This window comes from Aminobacter sp. P4_D5 (assembly GCF_056401815.1).
This window is the reverse complement of sequence record NZ_JBFUIP010000227.1, coordinates 1-6,908: the sequence shown is the minus strand read 5'-3', so window position 1 is coordinate 6,908 and position 6,908 is coordinate 1. Positions and strand designations below refer to the sequence as shown.

At 62.0% G+C, this 6,908-nt stretch carries 5 protein-coding genes; 3 read left to right on the top strand and 2 right to left on the bottom strand.

Annotated elements, in window-relative coordinates:
• Positions 1 to 675, bottom strand: a 675-nt coding sequence (locus tag AC1DWF_RS28710) for a LysR family transcriptional regulator (protein WP_476842353.1), incomplete at its 3' end; no start/stop codon positions are given.
• A gap of 104 nt (positions 676 to 779) precedes the next feature.
• On the opposite strand from AC1DWF_RS28710, the gene AC1DWF_RS28705 reads away from it, so the two are divergent.
• The 3 genes from AC1DWF_RS28705 (at position 780) to ade (ending at position 5,882) form a co-directional block, all read left to right on the top strand.
• Entirely contained in the window at positions 780 to 2,570 is a 1,791-nt protein-coding gene (locus AC1DWF_RS28705; RefSeq protein WP_476789112.1) for an adenine deaminase C-terminal domain-containing protein, read from the top strand.
• 63 nt (positions 2,571 to 2,633) lie between these two features.
• Positions 2,634 to 4,031, top strand: a complete 1,398-nt coding sequence (locus AC1DWF_RS28700) for an NCS2 family permease (RefSeq protein ID WP_476786523.1) — start codon at positions 2,634 to 2,636, stop codon at positions 4,029 to 4,031.
• 60 nt (positions 4,032 to 4,091) lie between these two features.
• Positions 4,092 to 5,882, top strand: coding sequence for an adenine deaminase (gene ade / locus AC1DWF_RS28695; protein ID WP_476789111.1), 1,791 nt, complete (start codon positions 4,092 to 4,094; stop codon positions 5,880 to 5,882).
• 28 nt (positions 5,883 to 5,910) lie between these two features.
• On the opposite strand, the gene AC1DWF_RS28690 is transcribed toward ade, so the two are convergent.
• On the bottom strand, positions 5,911 to 6,908 hold a 998-nt coding region (locus AC1DWF_RS28690), incomplete at its 5' end, for an aminomethyl transferase family protein (RefSeq protein ID WP_476842352.1).

The window sequence follows — 6,908 nt, the reverse complement described above, 5'->3', positions numbered from 1 at the left end:
GTCGTTGGCGATGCAATTTGCTGTCGGCAGGATGTCGATCTCATTTCGACCATTTTGCGCCAGATACCAGGATTGCGGCCGGGTCGGCTGGCGGAAGATCAGTCCGCGATGGGCGCTCAGTTCGTCGGTCGTCTCAGGCGTTCCATGGCGAGCGAGATAGTCGGGGCTCGCGTAGAGACCATAAGACGCCGTCGACAGGCGGCGGCTGATGTAGTCGACATCAGAAGGCTCGCCCCAATGGAAGATGCCGTCCAAGGCCTGTTCCGTCACATCTGAGAAGGGCTGCCTCGAAGTCAGGAAGACGACATCGAGATTGACCTGCGGATATTGCTGGCGGAAGGCATAAAGCAGTTCCGAGGTGATGGTCGTGCCGAACTCGCCTGTGGAGCCGACGCGCAGCGTGCCGGCCACTTCTTGGCGCATTTCAGCAAGTGCAGTTGCTGCGTCCTCGCAGCTTGCCTGGATGCGCCGGGCATGACGGAGAAGCTCTGAGCCTGCATCGGTGACGTGGAGATGGTGGCCTTCCCGCACGAAGAGCTCCATGCCGAACTCGTCCTCCAGCTGCCGGATGCGATGACTGAGCGTCGATTTGGGTAGCCGATGAAGCCGCGATGCCGCCGAGATCGAGCGGGCGTCGGCGACTTTCACGAAACAATCGATGACCGAGAGGTCCATATTTCGTCCAACCTATTGGATGATCTGTCCAATAAATAGCCTTCTTCGGCCAATTGTGTAAACGACCCGAGGTCGAAATACTCCCATCAACCAGGGAGGTTCGTTTGACTGATATCAGGGAATTCATTCGTGCGGCGTCGGGGCGGGAAGCCAAGGCGACATTGGCCGTTCGTGGCGGCAGACTGGTCAACGTCGTTTCGGAAGAAATCTACCAGGCCGATATCGCCGTTTACGGCAACCGCATCATCGCTGTCGGCGATATCTCGGATCATATCGGCCCCGACACCGAGATCGTCGACGCGACGGGCAAATATCTCTGCCCAGGCATGATCGACGGGCATCTGCATGTCGAATGCTCGAAACTGTCGATCACCAGCTTCGCCAAGGCCGTGGTGCCGCTTGGCACAACCTCGATCGTCACCGGGCTCGACCAGATCATCGTTGTCGGCGGTCCCGCAGCGGCGCGTGAGTTCCTCGATGAAGCCAAGCAGACGCCGCTGAAGGTTTTCTGGGGCGCGCCCTGCAAAACGCCCTACACCATGCCGCGCTCGACCGTCGGCCACTATTTCGGGCCGGCCGATCATGCAGCGACCCATCACTGGCCGGAATGCGTCGGTATTTGGGAGACGGTGCGCGAGTTCATCCAGGAAGAAGATCCAGATGTGCTTAAGGCGCTCGAGATTGCCGGAAAAAGCCGGCTTCCGGTACTCGGTTGCTGCCCGATGACGCGCGGCGCGCGGCTCAACGGCTACCAGCAGGCACGCGTGCGCGCGGATCACGAAAGCTATTCGCCAGAGGAGATGCTGGAGAAGCTGCGTGCCGGCATGCATGTGGTGGTGCGCGAATCTTCGATCTCGCATTTCCTGTCAGACAATCTGCGCATCGTCACCGAAATGGGCGTGAAGGCGTTGCGCCGCATCAGCTTCTGCACCGACGACGTGGTGGCGAGCGACATCCTTGTCCGCGGCCATCTCGACAACATGGTGCGCATGGCAATCTCGATGGGCATCTCGCCGATGGCGGCGATCCAGATGGCGACGATCAATGGTGCCGATGCGCTGAGAATCGACGAGAAGGTCGGATCGATTTCGCCAGGCCGCTCGGCCGACATCCTTGTAGTCAACGACTTGCGCGAGTTCCGCATTGAAGCGGTGATCGCCAACGGCGCTATCGCGGCACGGGACGGCAAGATGGCGGTGGAGCTTTCGCCGCCGCCACGCAGTGACGCGCTGCTGCGCTCGATCAAGGTCGCACCGATCTCCGTCGACGACATTGCCGTTCCTTATGAGGGCGAAGGAAACACCGCGCGCGCTATGGCGATTGCGGTCACACCTGAGAAGGTTTTCGTCCGTACGCGGCGCGAGGTGACGCTTCCGGTTCGCAATGGCCGGGTGCTCGCCGATGCCGGCCAGAACGTCCAGTACGTGACGGTCGTCGAGCGCTATGGAAAAACCCAACACCGGCCGGTCGCCTTCACCTCGGGCTTTGGCCTCAAGGCAGGCGCTATGGCGAGTTCGACAGCGCCTGACGACAACAACATCATTTGCGTGGGCACCAGCCCCGAGGACATGACGGTCGCCATCAACCATCTCATCGCCAACAATGGCGGGCAGGTGGTGGCCAAGGACGGAGAAATCCTCGAATTCCTCCATCTTCCCATCGGCGGCATCGTCTCCGACATCGAACCGCAGGAAATGGCCGCCATCGAGGGCCGGCTCGACGATGCGGCCCGAAGCCTCGGCTGCGATCTGCCTTGGCCATTCATGTACATGTTTGTGCTTCAGATCACGGCGATTCCCGACTACGCCATCACCGATTTGGGCGTGATCGATTGCGTCAACCTGACGGTGACGTCGCCGATCCTCGAGCAGGGGAGGGCCGTGGCAGCGGAGTGAGGAACGCTGCCACGGCTTTGGCAAATCGGCCGCGTCGGAATCAAACATTAAGGGGAGGAATATATGAACTACCAGCCGCAGATCCCGGCGAAAGCGAGCGTGCAGCCATCTTGGCTGCACGCCGTCCTCGACCGCCATTTTCAATTCACCAGGCTTGGCTCCAATATGCGGACCGAGATTCTGGCCGGCCTCACGACGTTTCTGGCCGCGTCCTATGTGATTGTCGTCAACCCTTCTATCCTTGCCCATGCTGGCATTCCGTTCTCGGCGGGCGTGACTGCCACCGTGCTGGTCAGCTTCATCGGCAGCTGCGCGATGGGGCTTTATGCGCGCAGCCCGATCCTTGTCGCGCCGGGCATGGGCATCAACGCGCTCTTCGCCTACACTATGGTCATCGGCGCCAAGGTTCCGCTTGAAATCGCCCTTGGCTGCGTGTTGTGGGCAGGCGTGCTGTTCACCATCATGGCGGTGCTCAATCTCAGAAGCGCTGTTATCGAGGCCATCCCGACGGATCTGCGCTACGGCATTGCCTGCGGCATTGGCCTGTTCATCGCCTTGATCGGCCTGGTCAACGCCAAGTTCATCGTCTCCAACCCCGACACCATCGTTGGCCTCACGACCTTCAACCCCGTCACCTTGACCTTCATTGCCGGGTTCATCGCGACGGTCGGGCTGGTCGTGCGGCGTGTGCCTGGCGCGATGATGGCAGGCATGATCCTGACGACGCTGATCTCGATCCCGATCGGCCGCTGGTGGGGCAATGGCAGCGCGTTTTCGCCCGAGACGCCCGACGTGACGACGCTGGTTAACTGGAGCGGCCTGTCGGCTGCGCCCGACTTCAGCTTCCTCTGGCAGGTCGACCTGCTCGGCGCGCTCCAGGTCGCCTACATCCCCTTCATCTTCGTGTTCCTGTTCACCAATTTCGTCGAAGCGCTGTCAACCTTCCTAGGGCTCGCTGAAGCCGCCAACCTCAAGGACGAGGACGGCATGCCGCGCAATATCAAGGAATCGATGCATGTCGATGCGGTGGCGGCACTGATCTCAGCTCCGCTCGGCACGAGCCCCGCGACCGTTTATCTTGAGTCGGGTGCAGGCATCGCGCAGGGTGGCCGTTCGGGCCTCGTCGCGCTTGTCGCTGGCCTGCTGTTTTTGCCATTCCTGTTCTTGTCGCCGCTGCTGTCATTAGTGCCGGCGATCGCAACAGCACCGGTTCTCATCCTGACCGGACTGTTCATGTCCGAGCCGATGGGCCGGATCCGCTGGTCGGACGCCGAAGAGGCTATTCCCGCCTTTCTCGCCATCGTGTTGATCCCGCTGACCTTTTCGATCACGCTTGGCCTGTCGCTGGCGATCATCGCCTATGTGCTGCTTAAGCTTGTCGTCGGCAAGGCCGGCGAGGTGAAGCCGATCATGTGGTTCGTCGCGCTGCTCGCGGCCGCACTCGTCGCCCAGATCCAGTAGCACCCATGGCGGGCGCTGTGGCGCCCGCCAGACGCTGCGCTTTCAAAGGACATACTTCACATGCTTCTGCCTTGGTCTGAAACCGCCCCGCGACTGGTCGACGTGGCGATGGGGCGCTCATCAGCCGACCTGGTGATCCGCAACGGCAAATGGGTCAACGTCTATTCCGGCGAGATCGTGCCGCGAACGGATGTCGCAATCTCGGCCGGACGCTTTGCCTATGTCGGACCTGCCGCCGGTCATACGATTGGTGAGAACACGAAGGTCGTGGACGCTGAAGGCCGCTATCTCGTGCCGGGCCTGTGCGACGGCCACATGCATGTCGAAAGCGGACTGGTGACGGTGACGGAGTTCGCCCGTGCCGTCATTCCACATGGCACGACCACCATGTTCATAGATCCGCACGAGATCGCCAATGTGCTTGGCCTGTTTGGCGTGCGGCTCATGAACGAGGAGGCACAAAGCCTGCCGATCAACGTTCTGGTTCAAGTGCCTAGTTGCGTGCCGAGCGCGCCGGGGCTGGAGACGGCAGGCGCACAGCTCAGCGCCGCCGACGTCAGGGAGGCGCTGAGCTGGCCGAACATCATCGGCCTCGGCGAAATGATGAATTTTCCCGGTGTCGCGGCCAACGATGCCAAGATGGTCGCCGAGATCGCCGCCACGCAAGCAGCACGCCTCACCGTCGGCGGCCACTATGCCTCGCCCGATCTCGGCCGTGAGTTCCACGCCTATGTGGCTGGCGGTCCGGCCGACGACCATGAGGGCACGACCGTTGAGGACGCCATTGCCCGTGTCCGCCAGGGCATGCGCGCGATGCTGCGGCTGGGTTCGGCCTGGTACGACGTTGCAGCTCAGGTCAAGGCGATCACCGAACGCGGCATCGACCCGCGCAACTTCATTCTCTGCACCGACGACAGCCACTCGGGTACGCTGGTCAATCATGGGCATATGAACCGGGTGGTGCGCCATGCCATCGCGCAAGGGTTGAAACCGATCACCGCGATCCAGATGGCGACGTTGAACACCGCCCAGCATTTCGGCATGGAGCGCGAACTGGGGTCCATCACGCCGGGTCGGCGCGCCGACCTCGTCATCAGTTCGGACCTGGCGTCGCTGCCGATCGAAATGGTCTTCGCGCGTGGCAAGCTGTTGGCCAAGGACGGGGCGCTTGCCGCCGATATGCCGGCCTACGACTATCCCGACAGTGCCAAGAACACAGTGAAGCTCGGCAAGCAGCTTGTGGCGTCGGACTTCGACATTGCCGCTCCCGATGCTTCCGAAGTGAAGGTAAAGGTCATCGGCGTGGTCGAAAACCAGGCGCCGACCAAGGCGCTGGTGCGGCATCTGCCCGTCTCGAATGGCATCGTTGCGATGGACCGTACCAACGACGTCTGCCAGATCGCGCTCGTCGAACGTCACCGGGCAACCGGCGAGGTGGTCAATGCCTTCGTGTCGGGCTTTGGCTACGACAAGGATTGCGCCATGGCCTCGACCGTCGCGCATGACAGCCATCACATCATCGTCGTCGGCACCAACAAGTCCGACATGGCTAAGGCCGCCAACCGGCTGCAGGAGGTTGGCGGCGGCATCGTCGTGATCAGCGAGGGCAGGGAGCTTGCGCTGGTCGAGCTGCCGGTCGCCGGCCTGATGTCGGACGAGCGGGCCGAAGTGGTTGCCGTGAAGGCCGGCAGGCTGGTCGAGGCGATGCGCGAATGCGGCTGCGAACTCAACAACGCCTATATGCAGCACTCGCTGCTGGCGCTCGTCGTGATCCCGGAACTGCGCATCTCGGACAAGGGCCTGATCGACGTTACAAAGTTCGAGAAAACCGATGTCATTTTGAAGGGCTGACTAGCCCGATTGTAGTACCGTTCCCCGCTTACGACCTCGGGCGTTCCTTTTTCGGATCGTAGTGTGCGAGGGGCACGATGCGGGCCGGCAGGCGCTTCTGCTGGCCGTCGAGCTTGCCGATCTCGACCTCGGTGCCGACGGCGGCGTGTGTTGCATCGACACGGGCGAGCGCGATGTTCTTGCCCAGCACCGGCGAGCGCATCGACGAGGTGACGATGCCGATCTGGGCGCGGCCGATATGGACGCAGTCGCCATGGCCGACAGCGACATTGCCGTCGATGTCGAGGCCGACCAGCTTGTGGATCGGGTTGTCCTTGCGACGGATCAGGGCTTCGCGGCCGATGAAATCGTCGGTCTTGGTCTTGAGCGGCACGGTGAAGCCGATGCCGGCCTCAAACGGGTCGGTCTGGTCGGAGAACTCGTAATTGGCAAAGATCAGCCCGGCTTCGATGCGCACCATGTCGAGTGCGGCAAATCCCATCGGCTTGAGGCCATGCGGCTTACCGGCTTCCCAGACCGCGTCAAAGACGGCTTCGGCATCGCGCGGATGGCACCAGACCTCGTAGCCGAGCTCGCCGGTGTAGCCGGTACGTGACACCACCACCGGCACGCCTTGCGCGTCGCCGATGCGGCCGATGGTGAAGCGGAACCATTCGAGCTCCGACAGCGCCGGCTGGTGCGGCGGTGTCCAGATGATCTCCTTGAGGAGATCGCGGCTGTTGGGACCTTGCACCGCGATGTTGTGCATCTGGTCGGTCGAGGAGCGCACCAGAACCTTGAGGCCGAGCTTTTCGGCAACCTCACGCAGCCAGACGCCGGAATAGTCGTCGCCGCAGATCCAGCGGAAATTGTCCTTGCCAAGGCGCAGCAGCGTGCCGTCGTCGATCATGCCGCCATGCTCGTAGCACATGGCGGTGTAGACGACCTGGCCAACACCGAGCTTCTTGACGTCGCGGGTCAGCGTGTATTGCAACAGCGCTTCGGAATCCGGTCCCGTCACCTCGAACTTGCGCAGTGCCGACAGAT